The following is a 21,918-nucleotide window of genomic DNA, read 5'->3' as shown; positions in this document are numbered from 1 at the left end:
CCCCAGCATTGGGGGATTTAGGGGGCGATACAGAAGCTAAATTTGCACCCTTCATATCCCGGATTCAGCAATGCCCAATAGGTCTGGAAAAAGGTTCAAACCCCTAAATCTGGGACAGCCGATCGCGAATATTGGTTAGCTGGCGGCGCGAGTTAATCGGATCACGCGGTTGGGGCAATTCGGTATTGGGCCAGTCGGGAAGATCAGAACAGGGACACTCGCCGCTCGTCTGAACCCCTAAACCCAGCATCGGCACAGGCATCGCGCATCGGGCACAACTCGAAATATCCCACTGCGACGACAGCAGTTCTTCGATCGTTTGAATGGTTCCTTCCAGATAGCTCGATTTCCAGGCTCCGCTTGTGATGTGCTGCCAGCAAGCCTCAAACTCAGGACTGTATCGATCACCCTGGATCACCGCTTGGGGCAGAACCTTCGAGCGTCCGTCACTCGTTTTGCCGTTCACAATCAGCGGCTTGCCAAGCTGAAACCAGTAGGCAAGATATTGTTTGACCTGTTCAAGTGATGCCATAGGAAAATGCGGTGAAGGAAACTCTTAGCAGGGAATTGCAATCAGTTGCAAGTCATCATGGGCTGAGCCGTTGCCCGAATCGTTGCCCTCCTCTATCACGCCGACGCCGAATTGCTCCCACCTTGGTTTGATTTCTCATTGCGATTCGCCTTGACCGACCGCACTAAATCCAATTGCACTAAATTGCATTTTGGGGATGACAACTCACGTTGCTTGATTAGCAGATAATTATCTTTGATCTTAGTGATTCTACGATCGTTTAAGTGCGCTGTAATCCGCAGGAAAGATTAAGCTTTGCCAGAGGAAGTATTAGTCATTTGCGGTTAGAGGCGATTTCAACAGGAGACGTTCTATTGAGCTACCATTACCGCTCAGCATTCAGTTCTCGATCGATCGACTGCCCCAGCTCGCTCAGGTTCAGCACATAGCCGCCTGTTGCTAGATAAACAGTGTCTGCGATCGTGCCAATTCTTCGAGTGAGATCGCCCAGTCGATCGCGAAACAGTCGCCCGATCGGATAAGCAGGCACAATGCCCCAGCCCGTTTCCTCCGCTACAAAAATAATGTGAGTTTGGGTGTGGTGCAGTGCGTTTAACACCTGGGCGATCGTTTGCTGCCAGGTGTCTTCGTTTTGCTCCAGCAGGTTGGCAAGCCAGGTTCCAAGGGAATCGATCAGCAGGCATTCTTGATTTGCGCTTTCGATCGCCGCTGCCAGGCCGATCGGCACGGACAGGGTTTTCCAGGCAGGAGGACGGCGTTGCTGATGACGCTCAATTCGCGCCTGCCATTCAGCATCTTCGGGATTGAGCTGAGCCGTTGCAAGGTAAATCACCGATCGCCCCGAACGTGCTGCCAGGGCTTCTGCCCATTCGCTCTTGCCCGATCGGGCTGGACCCGTCACTAAAACTATCTGTCTGGAGGAGTTGGCAGAGGAGGGCATAGGTTTCTATAGTGGGGTAATCGCAAAAATCGCTAAAATAAGCTAGCTACAATAAGCGATAAATCGGGGTCGTGCAGGTCGTTTTGTTATTCTCTCCACATTCTCTGATCCTGCTGAGGCTGGCAGTATGAAACCTGACAAGCACGAACTGAAGCGGATTGAGGCAACGCTGGATCATCTGGATTCGGCAAATCTGCCAGCCGATACTGAGCTTTCCCGCCCTCCAGCGACCTTCCCTGCTGCCCGGTCTGTGCAGCCTTTTCCGATTCGAGAAAACAGTCCCTCTACGCCGCTGCCGAAATCAAAGTTGCCTCAAGTTAGCTCCCAGCGTCATGCGACAAATCCGCATTTATCGATCGGCTTATTGCAGGAAATTGAGGCGATCGTGCAGCAGTGGCAGAGCGAATTAGAGCAGGTTTCGCAGCAGATTCATGCCCTTTATGCTGAAGGTCCGATCGTGGATGGCTGGCTCGAAGCACAGCCCCCTGAAGCTTATCAGACGATGCAGCCCATTGGCGCAACTACGCTGCGTCATGCCGAAATCGAACATCTTAAAGAATATGTAGATGCGATTTGCAGCATGCCCCAGCCACCCTTTACCGACAATCAGCCTCGCAGCGGCTACCGCCTGTGTGGACTTGATGCCGACGGTCAGCTCTGGTCGCGCCCCTGTCCACCGCAGCAAGTTGCCTACGTGAGTTTGGCGATCGCTCGCTATCAAAAACTGCGAACGCTGCTGGGCAAAAAGCAATCGCTCGAAAATCGCCTGATGAAACTTGTGAAGGATTTGACACTGCTGCACGGACAAATGCAGGAAGACTAACAAACTAGATTGCTATAAATTCGTTGAAATTGCCTGTACCGGACAGGTCGGAATGCACTGTTCGCACACGACGCATTTCGATCGCGTAAACGTTAGCTTAAAACTCTGGCGATCGAGGCTCAGTGCCTCTGTAGGACAAACACCCGTGCATAAGCCGCAGTGAACGCACAAATCTTCATCGATCAAAATTTCGCGGCTGGCAAGGGAAATGCCGATATCCTGTGCCCGCATCCAGTCGATCGCTGCATCCAACTGGTCGATATCACCGGATAACTCTACAACCAGCGTCCCAATCTGATTCGGCGTGACCTGTGCCCGAATAATATTTGCCGCAACGTTAAAATCCTTTGCCAATCGATAAGTGACAGGCATGTGCACCGATCGCTTCGGAAAGGTGAGCGTAACTCGTTTTTTCATTTTTGAAATTCTCCTGCTAGAAACCTACTAAGAACGGCAATCGCCTACAGCCCCGCTTTCACGCCTGATCGAAAATTCGCTACGCTAAAGAAAGTGAGCGTTCACTCTTGCTCTTAGCTTTTTCTTGTTCTGTCTCGCGTTCAACGTTTTCTTGCCATGACTGCAACGCCTTCTAGTCCTACTCCCCAGTCTAATCCGGCAGCCCGAATTCGGAATTTGATTATCCTGCTGGTTGCGATAGTCCTTAGCCTCTCGATTTTTCTGGGCGTGCGCTTTGGCAGCAATACCGGAACCCTGGCGGCAATGGCAGAAACCGCAACGCCGCTGGATGTCGCCCTCAAAAACGAACAGCCGACGCTGATTGAGTTTTATGCGGACTGGTGTACCTCCTGTCAGGCAATGGCAAAAGACATGAGCGATCTTAAAGATGAGTTTGGCGATCGAGTGAATTTCGTCATGCTCAACGTAGACAACACAAAATGGCTGCCTGAAATGCTCTCCTATCGGGTTGATGGCATTCCCCACTTTGTTTTTCTTGACCCGCAGGGAGAATCGATCGCCAGTACGATCGGAGAACAGCCGCATACAGTGATGGCAGCTAACCTCGAAGCCTTAGCAACAGGTTCACCGCTTCCCTATCTTCAGTCGAGAGGACGCATCTCCGAAGTGGAGTCTCCCACTGCCCCTAAAGCTCAAAATGATGATCCGCGAGGTCATGGAAGTCAGGTGAAGGAGTAGCCCCAGAAATACAAAAAAGCCAGAGCAAATACTCTGACTTCAAGGTTGAACTTAAGCTGATTTTATAAGATTAGGTCGTTTAACTAAATGGCTGACGCGAAACAAACTTCTCAAATTCGGCTTGCGTTTCGTGAAGCAATTGCCCACGACTATCCGTCATTTTGCCCAGGGTTGGAACCAGATTCCGCGCCTGTAATGCCATGTGAAGCTGGAGATGTGCAACGTATTCGCTGAAGTCTTCACGGGTTGAAGGGTTAGATACCGACTTGAAATTCACAGCCAAAATGCTCTCCTCTCAAGAACTGCGTTGCAAAAGTCAATGCTATTGAACGTAACATAATGCGATTTCTCACATAAGTGTTTGCAATGAACTGTTACTTTCTGCGTACTTCTTTTGACTGATGAAAATGATTGAGGAAAAACCGATCGCTATTTTTGGCTAAGCGGCAGCTTAAAACATGACTCATCCCGGAGCCTTTCTTGCAGGTGAAGCAGCAGGGGTCGGAGGGGGTTGCGATCGATTCAGGCTGCCTGCTTTGTTTGTGCCCAATATTTGTGCTCAATGCTTGTGCCCAACTTACGCCAGATTAGCGCTTCGCCAGCTAACCCTCGACGTTGCGAATTAACACCCCAGGCTGTTTTTGAATCGGCAGCGAATCCAGCACATCGGTTTGGGCGCAGTATTTCAGATCGTCTAGACAGTCGAGCCGCAGCAGTCGCTTGCCGTGGGTTGCCTGGTGCAACAGTCCCAGCAGATTGTTTTGCCACTGGCTATAGAGCGCGACCGCCCCAAAGACTTCATCATTTCCGGCAATTTCCGGCAGGGAATGTTCTCCTTCAAGCTGTTGGCTGATCTGATGCACGATCGCCCCTGCACAAACGGTATCTTCCAGGGAGAAACTGCCTTCCCAGCCAGAGCCAACGATCCACACGGTTTCAGGACGGTGCTTGAGCAAATAATTCACCACCGCATGCCGGTTAATCAGCGCAGCCGTTAACACCGTTTCGGCATCCTGAAGCCGTTCCAGGCAGCGAGTTCCATTCGTGGTGCTGATAAAGAGGCGTTTGCCGGAAACCAGTTCGGGAGTACAGTCCAGCGGGGAGTTTCCCAAATCACAGCCTTCTACTTTTGCGCCACCCCGTTCCCCTGCGCGCAGCCGCTTGTCAGGAAGCCACTGTTCGCTCACGTGCATCAGCTCTTCCATGCTGCTAAACACCTGAACTCCTTCTGCGCCTGCAGCGAGAGCGGTTGCAATAGTTGACGTTGCGCGAAGCACATCAACCGCAATTGCACAATCAGGAATTTGGGCGATCGGGGTCAGTTCGGGCGTGTGGTATATGGAGAACTTCACGGGCAGCGGATTTTAGGGTAAAGGTAAACAGGAGATATGAACAGATCCTATAAATAATCAATTAAAGAGCTGTAAGAAAAATTAATGCCTATTGCCCTCCATTCTATCGGGTAATGGTCAGGGAATAGGGCGATCGATTGCTCTAGACATTGATTTAATTTAAGTATTTATGCTTATTGATAAGTTAAGCTTAGGTTATCAGTCGGGACGTGAGCAATGGGAAGTAGAAGAGTAGATGGATCAGGGATAACGCTTGTATTTCGGCATTGCCGTCATTCTAGAGCGAGACAAAGCCCTATCTCTATCTCCCATTTATCCCAGATTTGAAACGATTCAAAAATCCAGGATCATAAGGCTCGGAGATGCGGTTATTCTAAGAAGCCTGTCATGTTTCCGCTCCCTTTCTGCTCTTTGAAATTAAGCTATGGATCGCTACTTTACCGTTGAAGCTCTCTCGCGCACGGCAAACGCCCAGCAGGTGATTTATGCTGCGATGCACCAGGATTATGCGGAGGCATTTGTCTGGGAGGAGCGCGATCAATTTCCCGATGAAGTCAAGGCGGGCGAATTGGTGGTTCGCAACCTGCTAGCAGGCAACCGGGGACACTTCGGACCGCTCGAACATCCTCAGATCGTGCTGAACTGCGGCTATTTTCCCCACTCGACGATGCAGCAAATCAGAACGCATCGCGTTGGAATTTCGTTTGATGTTCAATCGTTTCGGTACACTGGAGCCCGAATTACTGACGTGGTGCAAGGCAAGCGAGACGTTGAAGAAGTGTTTTATCTGCGTCCGATCGGCTCTTATACGGATCGTCAGGGTAAACGCTACGACTACACCGAAGAACTACGACAGGAAGATCTGAGCTGGTGTCTGGAGGGCTGCAAGCGATATCAGCAGCGAATGGAGCAGGGTTTTTCTGAGGAACATGCAAGAGGACTCATTCCTTTTGATGTGCGGCAGCATTGGGTGATGTCTGCCAACGTTCGATCGCTGATGCACCTGCTCGATCTGCGCTGGAAAGCCGACGCTCAGCTAGAGGCACAGCAGCTTTGCGAACTGATCTGGACGCAGTTTCAGGATTGGGTTCCCAGCATTGCAGACTGGTATGAATCAAATCGGGCGAAAAAAGCACGCCTTGCACCATGACGCTTTCTTTTTGTGCGATCGTTAAAAACGAAGCCGCCAATCTGCCACGCTGCCTGGAGAGTGTGCAGGGCATGGTCGATCAGATCGTGATTCTAGATACGGGATCAACCGATGAAACAGTGACGATCGCCCAATCCTTTGGCGCAGAGGTGCATCACTTTCCCTGGAATAATTCTTTTGCCGCTGCCCGCAATGAATCCCTAAAATACATCACGGGCGATTGGGTCCTTGTTCTCGATGCCGACGAAGCCCTCAACTCGCAGATTATCTCCTCGCTTCGGCAGGCAATGCAGCAGCCCCAGGCGATCGTCATAAACCTGATTCGGCAAGAAATTGGAGCAGCTCAGTCGCCTTATTCGCTGGTGTCTCGCTTGTTTCGCCGCCATCCAGAGGTTTATTTCAGCCGTCCCTATCACGCAATGGTGGATGACAGCGTGGCTAAACTGCTGCAACGGGAACCGCAGTGGCAGGTCATTAATCTACCGGACGTGGCAATCCTTCACTACGGCTATAAGCCCAGTACCATCGCCAGCCGTGACAAGCTTCAGAAAGCCAGACAAACAATGGAGGTCTTTCTGGCAGATCATCCCGACGATCCCTATGTGTGTGCCAAGTTGGGTGCGCTTTATGTGCAGATGGGGGACGTGCAGCAGGGACTTGTGCTGCTTCAGCGGGGGCTCCAGAGCGGACAGAGCGATCCGCCTATCCTTTACGAGCTGCACTATCACCTGGGCATTGCCTATCGTCAATCGGGCAATTTACCCCTGGCAGAACAGCACTACCACGCCGCCCTGCAACAGCCCATCCTCGATCGCCTCAAGTTAGGTGCACAGAATAATTTGGGCAGTCTGTTGCTGGCTGAGGGAAATCTTAAGCGCGCGAAAGACTGCTTTGAAACCGTCATTCAACTTGATCCCACCCTGGCGATCGGATACCACAACCTGGGGATGACCTGCAAAGCGATCGGACAATTTACCCAGGCGATCGACCACTATCAGCAGGCAATTCGCCTCAAGCCCGACTACGCAGAGGCATATCAGAATTTGGGCGTCGTGTGGCTCAAGCTCGGTCGCGTGAATGAAAGTCTGGCTGCGTTTCGGCAGGCGATCGATCTGCATCAGCAGCAGAATCCCTCAGAAGCCGATCGGCTCCGGCAAGGACTGCGCGAGATGGGCTTTCAGGTTTAGTTTTCGGGCTTAACTCGATAATTCAGCTAAAAACTGGCGGATTACGCCGATCGTCACCGCAGGCAGTTCGAGTTGGGGCGTTAAGCCGACCCCTTCCAAAACTTCGACGGCTTTGATAGCGCGAGGGTTCAGTTCGGCAAATCGCTGTGCCAGAGCTGGAGGGCTGAGCTGTGCCTGTCGCCCCCAGAGAATTGCAGTCGGAACAGTGAGATCAGGAAGATATTGAGCCAGGTCAAAGCACAAATCACCCCGCACTAAGGACAGAGCACTGGCTTCGGCATTGGGCTGGAGGGCAGAAGCGAGATAGGCATCCACCACTTCAGGGGAGACGCGATTTGACTGGGCAAACTGCCGCTGCTCTAAAAACGTCCGAATTCCGAATGGGTTCGCAATCACAGTGCTATACAGCAGCCGATCGACTCCGGGAATACTGACAATTGAGGCGATCGGATTTTGATAGGGCTGTCCAAAGTCTGCCAGCCCGGTGGGGGCACTCAGGATCAGCGATCGAATCAAGCCGGGATAACTCACTGCGACTCGCACCACAAAGGCAGCGGTCAGCGAAGAAGCCACCACGATCGCAGGCGAAGGAGCAACCTGCTCTAGAAATTCGCGAATGGTGATCAGGTAGTCTTCGATTTGATAAGGGCGCGTCAGGTGGTTCGATCGTCCCCAGCCCAGCAGATCGGGAGCGATCACCTGATATTCGGGCACAAATGCGGGATAGACCTTTGACCATTCATAAGCCGATGAGCCACCGCCAAAGCCATGCAGAAAGACGATCAGCGGTTGATCTTCAGGCGATCGCTTTCTGGTAGATTGCGATGCCGGCGAGGTTGCTTGATCCGCAGTGTAGTAGACGATCGATCCCAGGCTGGTTGAAATCGAGTCTTGACGAAAACCGGGCGGTTGCAGCATAGACTGAGAAAAAAATTAAATAAAGTCGTAAGCAGAGATAAAACTCTTGAAGCAGGGCAGACAACTATTAAATTATGTTAAGATTTGCAGTAAAAATACTACTTGTATGAGCGATCGGAATTGGCAATTCCTTAAAAACGTACAAATCGCAACTTTTTTAAGTGATAGTTGCGTAATAATACGAGTAAGTCAAGAACGACGATATCAGACTGATAGGGTAAGTGACGCAGGCATCAGCAAAACTTCCTCTATTGTCTCAGGGTTTCTACCAGATTGTTTAGCCCAGGCTGTTTAGCGTCTACTAGCTGCTTCGACGGCTGCTTGGACAACACTCAGCTTTTGAATCAGGGCTTTTAGGGTCTTCCTCGGCGCGACAGTTTCCAGGGAAATTGCTTTGCGCTAATAGACTCAAACTTTATCTTCAATCGTCACTACTTCTCTGCAAACTGTAAGGTCTGGTCAACAAGCTGGAACCTCTACTTTGCAACTCTGCCCAGCCAGCAGGGTATTTCTGCATCTGCATTCCAAACGGTCAAGGAGCGCAATTGGGTCTGGCACTGTCCTTCTGCAAAAAGCCTGCGCTTTGTTTTGCAAGAGCACTTTGTTTCACAAATTCTGTGTAAAAAGAGCCTGTGCAAAAAAGAGACCAAGTTTCGCTCAAACCCTAACCTGCCGATCGAACCATCAGAGTGTGACGATCGTTCGGAAATTAATCCCAGCAGTGTCTTTAGAGCAGCATTTGCTTTTAGTTTACGGTTGTCGTCTGCTTTGTGGTGAGAGAGAGGCTGAATCGACTGCATCAGAAACCATCATAAGGGAGCCTATCGTGAGCAATGCTTTTCGATCGATTGATCACAATCCTCAATGCGGCTCGACTTTCAGATCTGCCGCAAACAAAAGTCCTGGAGTGATTTACTCACCTGCCTATGCCGAAGAAGAGGTGCGAACCGTGCCTCGGCTGGATGAGCTAGATCTCAGTCCTGCCGCTGTGCTAATGCAGCAGTCGGTCTGTGTCCGCCTCGATTGGGAAGATTTGTCGCGCTTTGCGATCGTCGATCGCCAGTTTGAGCAGTGGGGCGTGGTCTTTGCCAATGCGGTTGCCGTCTGTCCTTCAAATCCTGCCTATCCGCCCTACTCCGGCACGATGGCAGTGATGGGCGCACCCAAAGGCGGCTGGCTCGAAGCCAGATTTTTGCGCCCGGTGAAGTTTGTCAGCAGCTTTGTCACCAGTTCTCGCCGCACAACGCTCAGTGCCTATGATGCAGACGATCGCCTGATTACCTCGGCTAAAACCCCCGCCCCAAACCTGGCATACTCCGACTCTGAATGCCCCCCAAATGTCTGGCTCAACCTGCGAAATTTAGACATTCATCGTGTTACGTTTCATGCCTTTGATGGGCAGTTCATCCTCGACGACTTCTGCTTTTGCTTTTAGTGCCCAGCTTATTGCCCAACTGGTTTCTCAACTGGTTTCCCAGCTTATTTCGCCTGAAGAACAAATCGCTCGATCGCCACAGCCGCTCCGTCTGATTCCACATCAGGGGCAACCCAGTGAGCGGCAGTCTTCACCGCATCGGGCGCAGTTCCCATTGCCACGCCAATTCCTGCATACTGAATCATTTCCAGATCATTAAAGTTATCGCCGATCGCCATCACGTTTTCTGGACGCAGTTCCAGCATTTCTTCTGCAAGATAGCGGACGGCGGTTCCTTTGTTGACGAGGGGATGGGTTGCCTCAAAGAACGTCGCAACGGATTTGGTGAAGTAAAGCTCTGCCGGAGTATATTGCTGCCGTAGCGAAGAAAGCAGGCGATCGATCACGGCGGGATCATGGCAAAGGGCAAGGATTTTAGTCGGCTCATGATCCACCAGCATCCGCCGCAAATCCCCTACTGCAAACGGCTGGATTTGGCTGCGCTGGGCGTAGAGTTCTGTTTCTGGCGTAATCTCGCGCACATACAGCAAATCGTTTATATAAAAGTGAATCGACAGCAGATCGTGCAGTTCCGGCTGCTCAAAGTAATCGAGCAACTGCAGGGCTGCCTCGCGAGACACGGTGAGATGGCGATAGATTTTCTCGGTGGTCGGGTCTTTGATCAGTGCCCCCTGATAAGTCAGCAGCGGCAGCGTTAAGGCATTGCGAAGCCTTTCTTCCTTCGGAGCAATGGTTTGATAAAAGCGCAGGGCAGACTGAAACATCCGCCCCGTGGCGATCGCCACCTGCACGCCTTTCTCCTGAGCTGCCTGAATTGCCTGCTGCACGGCAGGGGTCATTTGGTTCGACTCGCCCACCGTGGTTCCGTCGAGGTCGATCGCAATCAAGCGAATCTGAGGCGAATGCGTTTCAGCGGCAGGATTTGCCGTCAGATTTAGGGTGGAATTTGACATAGAATTTAGTCGCAAAATTGCTTACGGAATAGGTCACAAAAAGAATCTAAATCCAAGAACACCGATCCAAAAATACCGATCCAAAAATACCGATCGAGGGACAACACACTTGTGCCCCACCCCCCAGGTAGGGACATCCCCATTCTCGCGAATCCCGATCGTCCCGTCTGATAAGGCACACTGGAATTTGGCAGCTCAGCACTTGCTGAAGGTTTCAAGTTCAACACTTGCTGACTGGTTCAATTATTGATAGGTTACTGAAAAAAAGCATGATTCGGCTCTTTAAGCCCCGGTTTCGCAAGCAAATTGCACGAATTGAAGTCTCAGGCGCGATCGCAGGTGCAACCCGTAAGTATGTCCTCGATGCCCTAAAAACAGTCGAAGAAAAGAAATTCCCCGCTCTGCTGTTGCGGATCGACAGCCCTGGCGGAACGGTGGGGGACTCCCAGGAAATTTACAGTGCCCTGAAGCGGCTGCGTAATAAAACCAAGATCATCGCCAGCTTTGGCAATATTTCGGCATCGGGCGGTGTGTATATTGGCATGGGCGCAGAACACATCGTTGCCAATCCGGGAACGATCACGGGCAGCATTGGCGTGATCCTGCGCGGCAATAATCTGGAACGACTGCTCGACCGCGTCGGCGTTTCCTTTAAGGTAATCAAATCTGGTCCTTATAAAGATATTCTGTCGTTCGATCGCGAATTGACCGAGCCAGAACAGCAGATTCTGCAACAGCTCATCGACACCAGCTATAACCAGTTTGTCCAGACAGTTGCCGAAGGTCGTCGCCTCAGTGTGGATGCCGTTCGTAGCTTTGCTGACGGACGCATTTTTACCGGAGAACAGGCTCTAGAACTAGGAGTCGTCGATCGCCTGGGAACCGAAGAAGATGCGCGTCGCTGGGCAGCTGAACTAGTCGGACTCGACCCCGAAAAAACCCAGCTCCACAACATTGAGGAGCGCAAAAAGGGATGGCTCAGCCGCTTCCTGCCGGGTCGAAGCCAAAGCCGCAGCCAAAATAAAGGCCTCCTCGGCGGGCTGAATTGGCTGGAGTTTGAAATGGAAACGAACGGACTGCCCCTATGGATGTTTCGCCCCTAATCCATAAAACACTGCTGAAGACAGCATGGGCATGATCGCACTTGACTCTTGAATTCAACTTGTCAATTCAGCCTGTGAATTTTTAAGTTGTGAATTTTAAGTTAAGTCCTTGGCATTTCAAGGCAGAACTGAGGAGGATAGATTGTAGACATCAGACCATTAGACTTTAAACTGAAGCCTGATGGAATGAAGCGATCGATTGTCTGGTCTACACAGGGCTGTTTTGTTTGCACAAAGCTGTACAGAGCTGTTTTGTTTACACAAGAGCTATGCGAAGCAGTTCCCCTTCAGGGTAGCCGGGCAAATCGAAGCGATTGGAAGCGTGTTGAAACATTAGGAGGCGATCGACGTGGGCTGGAAAGTAAGGGCAATTCGTGGGGCAACAACGGTTTCAGAAAACACGGTAGAGGCGATCCGGGAAGCTGTCGCCGAACTGCTAGACGAGCTAGAACGCCAAAACCCCATCGACCCTGACGATATTATCAGTGCCACATTTTCTGTCACCCGCGATCTCGATGCAATTTTTCCCGCATCCGTTGCCCGTCAGCGTCCGCACTGGCAGGATGTGCCGCTTCTGGATGTGCAGCAGATGCACGTCGAGGGCAGTCTGGAACGCTGTATTCGCTTCCTAATCCACATCAACACGCCCGATCCCTTCGTCAAAATTCACCATCCTTATCTGCGGCAGGCGAAATATCTGCGCCCGGACTGGAGTATGGCGACGATCGAGCATTAATTCTTCCCGCGACTTTCCAGTTTCAGGGTCGAAAAATCCCTACTCGCAACCAGTTGACTCGATCGCTATGATCGAGATAGAGCAACATTGGAGGAAATCCAACGGTTTACACCAAGCCTTTAGCTCGTTTAATTGAGCAATTTCAGCGATTGCCCGGTGTGGGTCCAAAAACCGCACAGCGTCTCGCGCTGCACATTTTACGAAGACCAGAGGCAGAAGTTCATGCCCTGGCACAGGCACTTGTTGAAGCCAAGCAGCAAGTAGGGCTATGTTCGGTGTGCTTTCACCTGTCGGCTGAGCCAGTCTGTGAAATTTGCCGCACCCCCAATCGCGACCCGAATACAATCTGTGTGGTTGCCGATTCCAGAGATGTGATTGCGCTGGAGAAAACCCGCGAATACAAAGGCAAGTATCACGTCCTGGGCGGATTGATTTCGCCAATGGATGGCATCGGTCCCGATCAGCTTCACATTACGCAGCTCGTGCGGCGCGTCAGCAAGCAGGACATCAAGGAAGTAATTCTGGCGATCAGCCCTAGCGTCGAAGGGGAAACCACAACGCTCTATGTCGGTCAACTGCTGAAGCCATTCACCAAAGTTACCCGGATTGCTTTTGGTCTGCCGATGGGTGGCGATCTGGAGTATGCCGACGAAGTAACGCTTGCCAGAGCCTTAGAAGGACGGCGGGAACTTGATTAGGTTCTTGAACCAGGCTTAGTGGGTAACAAGCTGGGCTGCTTGGTTAAAGAATTGGCGATCGAGTCCCTGAATCAGCAGAAATGTGGTGCAGAGGGTTGCAAATGCCAGAATAAACATAATCAGCATTTGATAGACTGCGGCATCGAGCGGATTTACGCCGCTCAGAATTTGTCCGGTAATGGTTCCTGGCAGCGTCACAATTCCGACGACCAACATTTGATTCAGGGCAGGGATTAGTCCTGCTTTGATTGCCTCACGGCGATAGGCGGTAGTTGCCTGCTGCGGAGTTGCGCCTAAGCTCAACTGGGTTTCAATCTCTTGGCGGCTATTGTTGAGTGTACTAACAAACCGTTCTCCGCCGATCGTCGCCCCATTCATCGCACCTCCCAACAAAATTCCTGCCAGTGGCACAAGGTACTGCGGCTCAAACCAGGAATCGGGACGCAGAACTAGCAGATTCACATACGCCAGCGTCAGAGCGGTACTGAGCAGAATTGACCCCCCGACCACTGGAAGCAGTGCCGGGATTTTTTTACTGATTCGGTTTCGGGCAACGACAGCGGCGATCGATGCCATGGCTGCGATAATCAGCAGCACCGCGATCGGATTATTCAGGGCAAACACAATTTCCAGAACGTAGCCCACTGCGGTGAGCTGCACGATCGTTCGTCCCGTCGCAACTGCAAGATTCCATGCCAATCCCAGCCCTTGCCAGGCAGATAGGGCGATCGCAATCAGCACCAGTCCCAGGGCAAACCCCATCCTGACCAGATCTAGCTCGATTAATTCATTCATTGCCCGTTGGATCCGCTGAAATGTGCAAATTTTAGCTTTGATTCCGCTGTTTTAACTTGTATTTCAAGTTTCCCATCGCCGATTGCCAGCGCTTACACTGGGGCATTCTCGATAGAGTGCATTTACTTCGTATTGAATTTGTGAGTTGCTGTCATGAATCTGCCATTTATTGTAGATGTTGCGATCGGGCTAGTTTTGATTTACCTCATCCTTAGCCTGCTCTCTTCAGAAATCCAGGAGATCCTGGCGACCATTTTGCAGTGGCGAGCCGCCCACCTGAAGAAGTCGATCGAAATTCTCTTGATGGGAGATGGCTCTGTGCAGGGCGATTACCTGAAGCTGGCAAACCAGGGAATTTTTCAAACGCCTGCCGAGGTTGCACAGCACACAGTGAGTTTCCTGCCGGATTCTGACCCCAATAAGCCGGCGATTCAAGACCTGATCCAGAGTCAGCTCGAAACGCTCAGAGGAACTGCCGAAGAACAGACAGCGGCGATCGTTCAGGCCTTGGACTCAAAAGGGTTGGTGAGCGGTGATGGTGTGACTGAAACAGGTTCAACGATTCCAATCAAATCTGAAATCTCGCGACGACTTCGGGATGCGCTGCTGATTGAAGAACTCTATCGCGCAAAAGCCGTTACCCAGAAAATCTATAATGACCCCTTGATTCGCAACATCAGTCAGGATGCGCGAGAAGGGTTTGAAGGCTTGATTCGTGGCGTAACGCGATCGGTTGTCACCGTAGGCAGGAGCAATACGACGCTCGATCGGGGCAACGAGCCATCCTACATTCCGTCTGAAACCTTTGCTACGACACTGTTGGAAATCCTCAACATTCCGCAGTTCACTCGTCGCTTAACCGCTCTAAATCTGCAAATCCTGGTTCAGGATCAGATTATTTCTGACATTGAAGATGCAGTGAAACGGTATCAGAGTCAGGGAAAAAGCCAGGAACTCAATCGCTTTATTGATGCAGGCTTCAATAAGTTCAGCGACAAACTGCATCTCGTCCTCAAAGCCTTTGTCGATCAGCGGCTCAGCCTCGAAATGACGATTAGCCTGATTCGCGGCGAACTGGTTGAGTATGTCAACAACGCGCAGGCGATCCGCAAAAAACTGGCGGCATCTCAAGACACAAACCGCGCTCGATCGATCGCCCCTGAAGATCTGGAAGTCTTTGATGCTTTTGCAAATCAACTCGTCTCAATTCGGCAGCTCGTCTTTTACGAAGACCCTCAGGGCGAATACCACAACACCAACGAGCTGATTCAGCAGCTTCAACCTAGCGTCGCCCAGGTCATGAAAGCCTTTCGCAGTGACCTGCAGGACATAGATCAAAAATACAGGCGGTTTACTGATAGTGAATCGCTGAGAAGCAATCCAAACCTCTCCGGCTACCAGGAAATTATCGCCCTCTACAACGAAATTCATCGGGATGCTCAGCAGATTGCCCAGACGCTTCCCTTCTCGGTGCGAGTCAGTCTTAATGCGCTGGCAGACCGTGCCCAAATTAACCCCACTCAGGCTAAAGGTGAAGTAAGACGTGCTCAGGACGACCTGTATCAGTTCAAAACGGAAGTCGAGAAATGGTTCGATCGCTCGATGGAGCGCGCCTCTGGTGTGTATAAGCGCAATGCGAAGGGCGTAGGTTTCCTGATTGGATTGACGATCGCCCTTGCCGCAAATGCCGACACGATTCACATCGCCCAACGACTTGCCTCCAGCACTACGCTGCGTCAGGCACTTGTCTCTTCTGCCGAAATCGTCACCCAATCCTGCCCCAGACCGATTTCCCCTACCAACCCTGAAGCAGCTCCTGCCACCAATCCTGAACCCGTCCCTGCGCCTGAAGTTGCTCCGCCTGTCATTCCACCTGCCCCCGAGGCGGCTCCCGTTGCTCCACCCGCCGAGCCTGCTCCCGTTTCCCGACTATTTTTCGAGCAGCCCGCCTATGCCCAAGCTCAAGCTGTTCCGTCTGCACCTGAAGCTTCCTCAGCTTCTACTAATTCGTCAGTGAACTGTATCGAACAAGCAGTTGGGGATGTGACACAACTACCGCTAGGCTGGGGCGAGGAAAACCAATCGCAGCAAATGGCAATCAAGCCGATCGACAGCAACGGCGACGGCAAGCCTGAAGAGCCGGCTCCCTGGATGCCACTATGGAATCAGCTCAAGCGCGCTATCGGCTGGATCGTAAGCGGTCTGGCAATCTCAATGGGAGCTGCCTTCTGGTTTGAGTTTCTCAGCAAGCTGGTGAACGTACGAAACACGGGCAAGCGTCCGGACGATCGCCCGGCAACTTGACCCGGGTTTAATTGTTAGATTCGCTCAAGGTTTGCGACTCAGGCAGCCCTAAAGCTTCAGCACTGCCATAAATGCCTCTTGCGGAACGTCTACAGTGCCGATCGCCTTCAGGCGTTTCTTACCCTTTGCCTGCTTCTGCAAGAGTTTCTTCTTTCGGGAAATATCGCCACCGTAGCACTTCGCTAACACGTCCTTTCGCAGGGCGGGGATATGTTCGCTGGCAATAATCCGGGAGCCGATCGCCGCCTGAATCGGAATCTTGAACTGGTGACGGGGGATGAGCTCTTTGAGCTTTTCGACCAGGGCTTTGCCGACGTAGTATGCCTTGTCTCGGTGAACGATCGTCGCCAGGGGATCAACTTTCTCACTGTTGATCATCACATCCAGCTTCACCAGATAGTTTTCCCGGTAGCCGATCAATTGGTATTCCATGCTGGCATAGCCGCGCGATCGAGACTTCATCTGATCAAAGAAATCCGTTACGACTTCTGCCAGAGGAATCTCGTAGATCAGCGTGGTTCGCCCCTTAGTGAGGTACTTCATGTCTTTGAATTCGCCCCGCCGGCTCTGGCTCAGCTCCATTAGCGGACCCACGAATTCCTCGGGCGTAATCATGTCCACCTGCACGTAGGGTTCCTCGATTTTTTCGCGGTACTGCGGGTCGGGCAAGAGGCTGGGATTGTCAATATACAGCACTTCGCCGTCGATTTTGGTGACGCGATAGATTACCGAGGGCGCAGTGGTAATCAGATCCAGGTCATACTCGCGCTCTAGTCGCTCCTGCACAATTTCCATGTGGAGCAGACCGAGGAAGCCACAGCGGAAGCCAAAGCCCATCGCGCTCGAAGTTTCCGGCTCGTAGCTGAGGGCGGCATCATTCAGGCGCAGTTTTTCCAGTGCCTCGCGCAGGTCGGTATACTCGTCGGCATCGGTGGGAAACAGTCCGCAAAAAACCATCGGTTTCGCTTCGGCGTAGCCCGGTAGGGCTTCAGGAGCGGGGGCGTATGCCAGGGTAATCGTGTCGCCCACTCGCGCATCGGCAACAGTTTTGATCGAGGCAGCAAAATAGCCCACTTCGCCTGCGTGCAGCTCATCGACCTCAATTTGGTTTGGCGACAGTACGCCCAGTTCATCGATCTGGTATTCTTTGCCGGATGCCATCAGACGCACTCTGTCGCCTTTGCGAACTTTGCCATCCATTACCCGGAAGTAGACGATCACGCCACGATAAGCGTCGTAGTAGCTATCAAAAATCAGGGCGCGGAGGGGTTTGTCTACCGTATCTTCAGGCGGCGGAACTAGATAGACGATCGACTCCAGGATTTCATCGATCCCGATCCCTTCTTTGGCTGAGGCTAAAATTGCGCCGCTGCAGTCCAGACCGACGATTTCTTCGACTTCTTCCCGGACGCGATCGGGTTCGGCTCCCGGCAGATCAATCTTGTTCAGCACCGGAATGATTTCCAGATCGTGTTCCAGTGCCAGATAGACGTTTGCCAGCGTTTGCGCTTCCACGCCCTGGGATGCATCGACCACCAGCAACGCCCCTTCGCAAGCAATCAGCGATCGAGACACCTCGTAGGAAAAGTCTACGTGTCCCGGCGTGTCGATCAGGTTCAGCACATATTCCTGACCATCTTTTGCCGTATAGCTCATCCGCGCCGCCTGAAGCTTGATCGTGATGCCCCGTTCACGCTCCAGTTCCATATTGTCGAGAAATTGCTCTTTCATCTCCCGATTGCTCACTGTTCCCGTTACCTGAAGCAACCGATCGGCGAGGGTCGATTTCCCGTGATCGATGTGAGCAATGATGGAGAAATTCCGAATGCGAGAAACAGGTACGTCGGTCATATCACGCAGTATGAGGGGGAAAGCGAGGAATTTGCGTCTCAGAATCGATCGGGTTACTTGCTCCGTTAGGATTATCCGTCGGAATTCGTGTCATGAGATCCAGACAATCGGAGTCTCAATGGAAGTCTTGGCGGATTGGGTGAACCAATATGTCATCTGCTTAAAACATTTTAAGCTGTTCGTCACGCTGCGGGAATCCGGCAAAAGGCTTTCCTCCGCTGAAATGGCTCGCTTCAGTAAGATTTTTAGGAAATTAGGGGAAGGATTTCTGCTGTTCGCAACGATCGTGAAAAGGATAAGGTTTAATAGTGATGTGAGAAACACGCCCCTTTCCCAAAGAGAAAAATAAAAACGGCTGTTCCTCAATATTGTTCTTGCTGTTGTCCTCCTGTTGCGGCTTCCCCTCCGCCCCTAACTGGCTTATGACTGACCCTGCTGTAGATTCTAAATCCACCTCCGACTCCGAAAAGGTAAATCTGTCGATCGAAATTGATGCTGACCTGCTTGAGCAAATCAATCATCTTACGGGCAATCCCAGTAAGGTGATCGAAGTTGCTGTACGTCAATGGCTGGGTGGAGGCAGCCGTCGAGATGATGATTTAACCCGATCGATTCGCCGCAACCCACCCGTTCCGCCTAAAGGCGAATGGAACGACTAGCCGTCGCTTAACCCATCGCGCTTTTTCCCCTCTAAAATAAGGCAAATAGGGTAAAAAGTGAGGCAAGCCTTGACAGGTTGAATCAATCTTTGGGGTGTTACAAACATTTAGACTTAGCTGAACTTGAAGCAATTTCAGTGAAACCACTGATAATAGTAAAAGGTTTAAGCAAAAGCGGGAATTCTAGATTTGCTGATGAATAATTAAGCTTGTCAGTCGCAAGCTTGTCAGTCACAAAGCATTTGCAGGTTGCATCTACGCATCGTATCTACCCTTACCGCAAACCTGGGACAGTGCTTGACCCTATTCACTGTGTACTCTGAGTTCTACGCTGATGACTCTGCCTAGCGATCGTTCACCTTCGACAACTGAGTCAATCCATCCGGGTACGTTTCAACAATTCGACGGGTCTCTTCCGGCTGCCGATCTGGTTTTCACTCAGGACGGCTCTGGGCAGTATTTGTCGTTCTATTGGCGCGATGCCGATCGCTTTGGACTGAAACTCGATCAGGTCATTGGGCAAGCTGTAGAAGCTGCTTTCGCGCCTGCGGCGATTGCTTCCTATCTAGAGCGCATTCACCAGGTTTTGAGCGATCTGATTCCGCTCCGGTTTGAGTCTGCGTTTCAAGTTGCCAATCAGCATCTCGTTTTTGAGCTCACGGTCAGCCCAATCCTGATGCCGCACGGCACGGCAACCAGCGTTCTGGTCATGGGACGCTTTCTCTACACCACCCCTCAAGAACCTGTTACCGAGGTCGTTCCCGGATCAAAGCAAGGGCATTTGCTGCGCCTTGCCGATCGCCCTGAAGAGAGAACTGCTCTACATCGCCCCGAAGCAGAAACCGCCGCGCATCGCTATCAAAAACGCCTGACCGAGCTAGTCTGGAAAATTCGCCGCACTCTGGATTTAGAAACCATTTGGCAACAGACAGTAGAAGGATTGGGAGAAGCGTTTAGCGTGAGTCGCTGCCTGATTTTTCCCTACACGCCTGGTCATAACGAAGTCTGTGCAGTGGCAGAATATTGCAGTCCAGAGCTGCCCTCCCTGCTCAATCGATCGTTTTCGATCGTCCAGGAAGCCTATTTTGCTCAGGCATTGACCACCCTAAAACCGATTGCTTGCAGCACTGCCGAAGAGCAGGACAGCGAGTTGTCTGCCTCTGTAGTGACGATTGCCACCTGCTACCAGGATCAGCCAAATGGCTTGATTGTGCTGTACCAGACGGATCGATCGCGAGTCTGGAGCGATATCGAGATTGACCTGCTGAGAGAGATCGCTGATCAAGTGGGAACTGGGATTGCCCATGCTTCACTGTTTGCACAGAGCCAGAATCTCGCATCGGAACTTCAGCAGGCCAACGACAGCCTGGTAAAAAAACATCAGGAACTAGAAGATGCCCGCCAGCAGGCAGAAGCCGCTTCTCGACTCAAGAGCGAATTTCTTGCCAACACCTCCCACGAGCTACGGACTCCCCTCAACGGCGTGATTGGCTTCCTCAAGCTAATCATGGACGGCATGGCTGACGACCCGGCAGAGCAGAGCCAGTTTCTTCAGGAAGCGTATGGCTCAGCAATCCACTTGCTCAATATCATTAATGACATCCTGGACATTGCGAAAATTGAAGCCGGGAAAATGCAGCTTGAGCTGAATCCAATCAAGCTGGATGATTTGCTCAATGCCGTTGACAATTTCACCCGCCCTCAAGCGCAGCAGAAAGGGTTAAGCTTTGAAATTCGCACGCCTGCCACCCGCGACGAAGTGATTCTCCACGGCAATTACCAGCGATTGCTGCAAGTCATGCTCAACCTGGTGGGTAATGCAATTAAATTCACCCATGAAGGCGGACTAACCATCAGCGCAGAAATTCTCTCTAAGCGAATGCCCCACAGCGAAGACAAGCAGGAAAAGCCGGGCATTGTCAAAATTAGTGTTGCTGATACTGGAATTGGGGTATCTCTGGAGAAGCAGGACAAGCTATTCCAGTCGTTTAGCCAGGTAGACGGTTCACGTACTCGTCAGTATGGCGGAACTGGCTTGGGACTGGCGATCTCCCAAAAGTTGGTTGAGGCAATGGGCGGAGAAGTCAATTTTTACAGTATGGGCGAAGGACTGGGATCAACCGTTACTTTCACCGTTCCCTTGTTTCACGATCCTTTAATAGTAACGGCTCCCTTACCCGATGCAGCCGATTTGCTTCTGTAGTCTGCTGCGCTACTGCGGTCTGCGACGTCCAGAGGTTACGGTTACGGAGGCTTGCTTTAGACTGAGAAATAGCATTCTTTGAATGTCAAGAGAATGTCAAGAGCCATATTTTTTGTTTGCTACGCTGGTTGCGTGCCCTCACGATCGCTGTAAACCAATCTTGAAACTTGTCTTCGATAGGGCTGCTTGAGGTTTATACCATGATCGAGGTTTTTGCCGCTCTTGCGCTCTCGACGGCGGCTGGTATGAGAATTGCTCTTCCCCTGCTACTCATTGGATTGCTCTACAGCGACAATCTTTGGGCAAACATGCCGCTATTGTCCCAGATTCCCCCCCGTATTGTTCTGGGTGTTTTGGTGAGCTGGTCAACCGTTGAGCTCTTTCTCTCTAAAGGCAGACTCGGACAGCGCGTTTTGCAGATCGTGCAGCTTGTGGGCAGTCCTATCGTGGGGGCGATCGTCGGCATTGCCGTGGCGCGAACCGCTCTGTTTCCCGGCTGGTTTACGGTGCTGATTGGCACGGTTTGTGGATTGATTGCCCTGGTGCTACAACTTGTTCAGATCGGCTGGTTTTATCGCCTGCGGGGTTTGCCCATCTGGATGATTTTTGCCCAGGATTTTTTGTGTGTGCTGCTGGTTCTGCTAGCTTTTGATGCCCCAACTCAAGGCGGCATTATTGCGCTGCTGTTGTTCTGGCTCATGATTCGGAGTTCGGTAGGCTGGCGAAAGTGGTATCAGGCACAGGCAAAACCAGGCGAGCGCAAAAATCCACGCCGATACAAACAGGAGCCAGATTAGCTCCTAAGTTTAAGAATTTAATTTGGTGCTCCTTGAGGACTTCTGTTCACAACGGCATCGCTGGCAAATTTGCCTGAGTACAATCCTTCAATTCTTTTCAGGGACTTAAGAAGCGATCGCTATTACTTGTTAAAAGCCAACTGAAAAGCAGCGGAAACCCACTTAATTGCTACACTCAACGAATGCAAAAAGACACCCTCCTTGAGGAGGGTGTCTTGATTGCTAAGCAGCGAGAGCTTAACCGTGGATAGCGGGAGCGGTGACTGCAACAGGAGCAGCCTCACCCGCAGCCAGGTCAAGCGGGAAGTTGTGAGCATTACGCTCGTG

General features: G+C 51.6%; 22 protein-coding genes. 13 read left to right on the top strand and 9 right to left on the bottom strand.

The window, feature by feature from the left end; genetic code table 11:
• Positions 1-103: 103 nt before the first annotated feature.
• Both NDI45_RS22250 and cobU read right to left on the bottom strand, forming a co-directional pair.
• A complete protein-coding gene (locus NDI45_RS22250; RefSeq protein ID WP_348248796.1) occupies positions 104-532 on the bottom strand; it encodes a hypothetical protein in 429 nt (142 codons plus the stop codon).
• 364 nt (positions 533-896) lie between these two features.
• A complete protein-coding gene (cobU, locus tag NDI45_RS22245; protein WP_190793245.1) occupies positions 897-1,472 on the bottom strand; it encodes a bifunctional adenosylcobinamide kinase/adenosylcobinamide-phosphate guanylyltransferase in 576 nt (191 codons plus the stop codon).
• A 127-nt stretch (positions 1,473-1,599) separates the two neighbouring features.
• Between cobU and NDI45_RS22240 the strand changes: the two genes are divergently transcribed.
• Positions 1,600-2,295: a hypothetical protein gene (locus NDI45_RS22240; RefSeq protein ID WP_190793244.1), complete on the top strand. Its 696-nt coding sequence runs from the start codon at positions 1,600-1,602 to the stop codon at positions 2,293-2,295.
• A 12-nt stretch (positions 2,296-2,307) separates the two neighbouring features.
• Here NDI45_RS22240 and NDI45_RS22235 read toward each other — a convergent pair whose 3' ends face one another.
• Positions 2,308-2,712 (bottom strand): NIL domain-containing protein, encoded by a 405-nt coding sequence (locus NDI45_RS22235; RefSeq protein WP_190793243.1) that lies wholly within the window; start codon positions 2,710-2,712, stop codon positions 2,308-2,310.
• A gap of 156 nt (positions 2,713-2,868) precedes the next feature.
• Here NDI45_RS22235 and NDI45_RS22230 point away from each other — a divergent pair, with 156 nt between their 5' ends.
• The gene (locus tag NDI45_RS22230; protein WP_348248793.1) at positions 2,869-3,450 is read left to right on the top strand and encodes a thioredoxin family protein; all 582 of its coding nucleotides are present in this window, start codon (positions 2,869-2,871) and stop codon (positions 3,448-3,450) included.
• Positions 3,451-3,529: 79 nt separating this feature from the next.
• On the opposite strand, the gene NDI45_RS22225 is transcribed toward NDI45_RS22230, so the two are convergent.
• Complete coding sequence (locus NDI45_RS22225) at positions 3,530-3,733, bottom strand: hypothetical protein (protein WP_348248791.1); 204 nt, start codon at positions 3,731-3,733, stop codon at positions 3,530-3,532.
• 319 nt (positions 3,734-4,052) lie between these two features.
• Entirely contained in the window at positions 4,053-4,802 is a 750-nt protein-coding gene (locus NDI45_RS22220; RefSeq protein ID WP_190793240.1) for a 2-phosphosulfolactate phosphatase family protein, read from the bottom strand.
• A gap of 424 nt (positions 4,803-5,226) precedes the next feature.
• Between NDI45_RS22220 and thyX the strand changes: the two genes are divergently transcribed.
• Both thyX and NDI45_RS22210 read left to right on the top strand, forming a co-directional pair.
• Entirely contained in the window at positions 5,227-5,952 is a 726-nt protein-coding gene (thyX, locus tag NDI45_RS22215) for an FAD-dependent thymidylate synthase (RefSeq protein ID WP_190793239.1), read from the top strand.
• Positions 5,949-7,139 (top strand): tetratricopeptide repeat protein, encoded by a 1,191-nt coding sequence (locus tag NDI45_RS22210; RefSeq protein WP_348248789.1) that lies wholly within the window; start codon positions 5,949-5,951, stop codon positions 7,137-7,139. The genes thyX and NDI45_RS22210 overlap by 4 nt, the downstream gene beginning before the upstream one ends.
• Before the next feature lie 9 nt (positions 7,140-7,148).
• Here NDI45_RS22210 and NDI45_RS22205 read toward each other — a convergent pair whose 3' ends face one another.
• Complete coding sequence (locus tag NDI45_RS22205; protein ID WP_348248787.1) at positions 7,149-8,057, bottom strand: alpha/beta hydrolase; 909 nt, start codon at positions 8,055-8,057, stop codon at positions 7,149-7,151.
• Positions 8,058-8,883: 826 nt separating this feature from the next.
• Between NDI45_RS22205 and NDI45_RS22200 the strand changes: the two genes are divergently transcribed.
• The gene (locus NDI45_RS22200; protein WP_348248785.1) at positions 8,884-9,492 is read left to right on the top strand and encodes a hypothetical protein; all 609 of its coding nucleotides are present in this window, start codon (positions 8,884-8,886) and stop codon (positions 9,490-9,492) included.
• A gap of 44 nt (positions 9,493-9,536) precedes the next feature.
• On the opposite strand, the gene NDI45_RS22195 is transcribed toward NDI45_RS22200, so the two are convergent.
• Complete coding sequence (locus NDI45_RS22195; protein ID WP_190790743.1) at positions 9,537-10,445, bottom strand: Cof-type HAD-IIB family hydrolase; 909 nt, start codon at positions 10,443-10,445, stop codon at positions 9,537-9,539.
• A gap of 269 nt (positions 10,446-10,714) precedes the next feature.
• Between NDI45_RS22195 and sppA the strand changes: the two genes are divergently transcribed.
• The 3 genes from sppA to recR all read left to right on the top strand — a co-directional run bounded on the left by sppA (position 10,715) and on the right by recR (position 12,982).
• Positions 10,715-11,548, top strand: coding sequence for a signal peptide peptidase SppA (gene sppA, locus NDI45_RS22190; protein ID WP_348248783.1), 834 nt, complete (start codon positions 10,715-10,717; stop codon positions 11,546-11,548).
• A 349-nt stretch (positions 11,549-11,897) separates the two neighbouring features.
• Complete coding sequence (aroH, locus tag NDI45_RS22185) at positions 11,898-12,284, top strand: chorismate mutase (RefSeq protein WP_190790227.1); 387 nt, start codon at positions 11,898-11,900, stop codon at positions 12,282-12,284.
• Positions 12,285-12,370: 86 nt separating this feature from the next.
• Positions 12,371-12,982 (top strand): recombination mediator RecR, encoded by a 612-nt coding sequence (gene recR / locus NDI45_RS22180; RefSeq protein WP_190790233.1) that lies wholly within the window; start codon positions 12,371-12,373, stop codon positions 12,980-12,982.
• 15 nt (positions 12,983-12,997) lie between these two features.
• Here recR and fetB read toward each other — a convergent pair whose 3' ends face one another.
• On the bottom strand, positions 12,998-13,777 hold the full coding sequence (gene fetB / locus NDI45_RS22175) for an iron export ABC transporter permease subunit FetB (protein ID WP_348248780.1): 780 nt from the start codon (positions 13,775-13,777) through the stop codon (positions 12,998-13,000).
• Between the two features lie 153 nt (positions 13,778-13,930).
• Between fetB and NDI45_RS22170 the strand changes: the two genes are divergently transcribed.
• The gene (locus NDI45_RS22170; protein WP_348248778.1) at positions 13,931-16,081 is read left to right on the top strand and encodes a hypothetical protein; all 2,151 of its coding nucleotides are present in this window, start codon (positions 13,931-13,933) and stop codon (positions 16,079-16,081) included.
• A gap of 48 nt (positions 16,082-16,129) precedes the next feature.
• Here NDI45_RS22170 and lepA read toward each other — a convergent pair whose 3' ends face one another.
• Positions 16,130-17,932, bottom strand: coding sequence for a translation elongation factor 4 (gene lepA / locus NDI45_RS22165; protein WP_348248776.1), 1,803 nt, complete (start codon positions 17,930-17,932; stop codon positions 16,130-16,132).
• A gap of 118 nt (positions 17,933-18,050) precedes the next feature.
• Between lepA and NDI45_RS22160 the strand changes: the two genes are divergently transcribed.
• From NDI45_RS22160 to NDI45_RS22145, 4 genes are all read left to right on the top strand, one after another.
• Positions 18,051-18,281 (top strand): hypothetical protein, encoded by a 231-nt coding sequence (locus tag NDI45_RS22160; protein WP_348248774.1) that lies wholly within the window; start codon positions 18,051-18,053, stop codon positions 18,279-18,281.
• A 73-nt stretch (positions 18,282-18,354) separates the two neighbouring features.
• Entirely contained in the window at positions 18,355-18,591 is a 237-nt protein-coding gene (locus NDI45_RS22155; RefSeq protein WP_190790230.1) for a hypothetical protein, read from the top strand.
• 334 nt (positions 18,592-18,925) lie between these two features.
• A complete protein-coding gene (locus NDI45_RS22150; protein ID WP_190790231.1) occupies positions 18,926-20,794 on the top strand; it encodes an ATP-binding protein in 1,869 nt (622 codons plus the stop codon).
• Between the two features lie 200 nt (positions 20,795-20,994).
• Positions 20,995-21,591, top strand: coding sequence for a DUF4126 domain-containing protein (locus tag NDI45_RS22145; protein ID WP_190790232.1), 597 nt, complete (start codon positions 20,995-20,997; stop codon positions 21,589-21,591).
• The last annotated feature ends 327 nt before the right edge of the window (positions 21,592-21,918 follow it).

Source organism: Leptolyngbya sp. GB1-A1 (assembly GCF_039962475.1).
GTDB lineage: Bacteria > Cyanobacteriota > Cyanobacteriia > Elainellales > Elainellaceae > Leptolyngbya_A.
Note: the sequence above shows the minus strand (reverse complement) of the source record. Positions and strands in the feature narration are given on the sequence as shown.